Annotated in this window: 2 protein-coding genes; both read left to right on the top strand. The window is 49.6% G+C overall.

Translation table 11 applies throughout. The annotated features are described in order from the left end of the window. Positions 1-1116 (top strand): 4-hydroxybenzoate 3-monooxygenase (pobA, locus tag AC4MRN_RS10380; protein ID WP_491203232.1); only part of this gene is annotated, 1116 nt, incomplete at its 5' end. Positions 1117-1296: 180 nt separating this feature from the next. Continuing rightward, a partial coding sequence (locus AC4MRN_RS10375; protein ID WP_491203231.1) for a hypothetical protein occupies positions 1297-2098 on the top strand: 802 nt, incomplete at its 3' end.

The raw sequence follows: 2098 nt of genomic DNA, 5'->3' as shown, positions 1-2098 counted from the left end.
ATTGTTGAACGTGTGTCGGGCGAGTACGTGTTGGGCAGAATTCGTGCAGGCATCCTCGAACAAGGTTTTGTCGATTTAGTCCGTGAAGCCGGTGTAAACGAACGCATGGATAAAGAAGGCCATGTACACGAAGGGTTCGACATTTCTTATTACGGACAGGTGTTTAACATCAACATTAAAGAGCTGACCGAAGGCAAAACGGTCATGTGTTATGGCCAGACCGAAATCACCCGGGATCTTATGGAAGCCCGGGAGGCTGCAGCGCTCACCACGTATTACGAGTCGTCTGAAACGGCTATTCACGATGCCAAAAGCGATGCTCCCTATGTTACTTTTGAACATGGCGGTGAAGCCTATCGCCTTAATTGCGACGTAGTAGTGGGCTGTGATGGCTTTCACGGTGTGTCCCGGCAAACGATTCCGGCTGAACAGCGCACCGAGCACGAACGTGTGTACCCCTTTGGCTGGCTGGGCTTACTCAGCGATACACCGCCGGTCAGCGACGAGCTGATTTACTGTAAAACCAAGCGCGGCTTCGCACTGGCCAGTATGCGTTCAGAAACCCGTTCACGGTATTATTTACAAGTACCACTCGACCATAAAGTAGAAGAATGGACCGACGAGCGCTTCTGGGAAGAGTTGAAAAAACGCTTACCTGAAGAGATGGCCGCCAGACTGGTGACCGGCCCCAGTATTGAAAAGAGCATTGCGCCACTGCGCAGTTTTGTGTGCGAGCCAATGCAATGGGGAAATCTGTTCCTGGTAGGCGACGCAGCGCATATCGTTCCACCTACCGGTGCCAAAGGACTGAACCTGGCCGCGTCGGACGTCGCGACGCTTTATAAGTTATTGTGTAAAGCCTATAGCGAAGGTGATATGTCGGTGCTGCAACGTTACTCCGAAATTGCATTACGCAGGGTGTGGCACGGCGAACGTTTTTCATGGTGGATGAGCAACATGCTCCACGACTTCGACGAACAGGAAGTGGGCGGCATGCAAAAAGCCACCTTCGACCAATTTATGACATCAGAACTGGATTTCTTCCTGAATCATCAGGCAGGCAAACAGGTCATCGCGACCCAGTATGTTGGTATGCCTTATGAGAACATTGACTAGCGTTTAACCCGCTTCCTCACTGGGCGCGCTGATGTCACCACAGTGTGCCCTTTTTTATGCCTGCGTTACACCACGGTCTGTGCCCGACACATTGTCTATAAAGCCAAATTTTTCTTAGCAAAATTATAATCATCTGTTATTGTTAACAAAATTGAGTAGTACACAGACAAGGAATGGTCGATGTTTTTTGCATCTCGCAGAAAGACTTTACTTGCGGCGACAGTGGTAGCAACCGTATTAAGTGGCTGTGGCACAACTGATAAACGCCCGGAATCCTACCAGGATGTATTTCACGTTAGTGCCCGTTTGCCGGCTCATGCAAGCCGCTTGGCATCCCATACTTCATTGCAGCAAGCACTGATAAAACGAAATTTAGTGATTGCCGAATCCGGCGATATCTTACCTGTGAATGGTCGCAGTTGCGGTACCCCATTATATTACCACTTTACCTCACTCACACTGCCAGTGTATCTGTCATCTCATGCTGATTTGTATGCAGGCTATTATGCGGATGTCGATAAAATTGACCAACAATGGCAGATAGTCGATACCGATCTGTCTTTCAGCCACACCCGGCCAACCGGTGTGTCTGTGTCACTGTTTGCCATGAGTTTATCTGGCAAGCTGGCGCCGAATGACACTGTATTTATCCGCCCTTCACCACAGACATCGCCGGACGAACAAAAAGCCCTGATTTCGCAAGTTAAGCGATTACTCCCGGGCGTTAAGGTTAAGGGGATATCTCGCAATTCAAATACCCAAATTAACGCCAGCGTCGCATCGTCAGAGGCAAGATTAAGAGAACTCATCGATACCAAAAAATCGGCGGTAGGCACCGTGGTCGACGAACAGGTGCTACTCGCCTGTAGTGAGCTTCGCGATTTCATCAACCCTGTTTCTGTGCGCACCGTGCAATCACGATACACTGCAGAAGAAGCGATAGAAGCGCTACCATCAGACGCTGATTTTACTGCATTGGACA

The organism is Marisediminitalea sp. (assembly GCF_984433645.1).
Note: the sequence above shows the minus strand (reverse complement) of the source record. Positions and strands in the feature narration are given on the sequence as shown.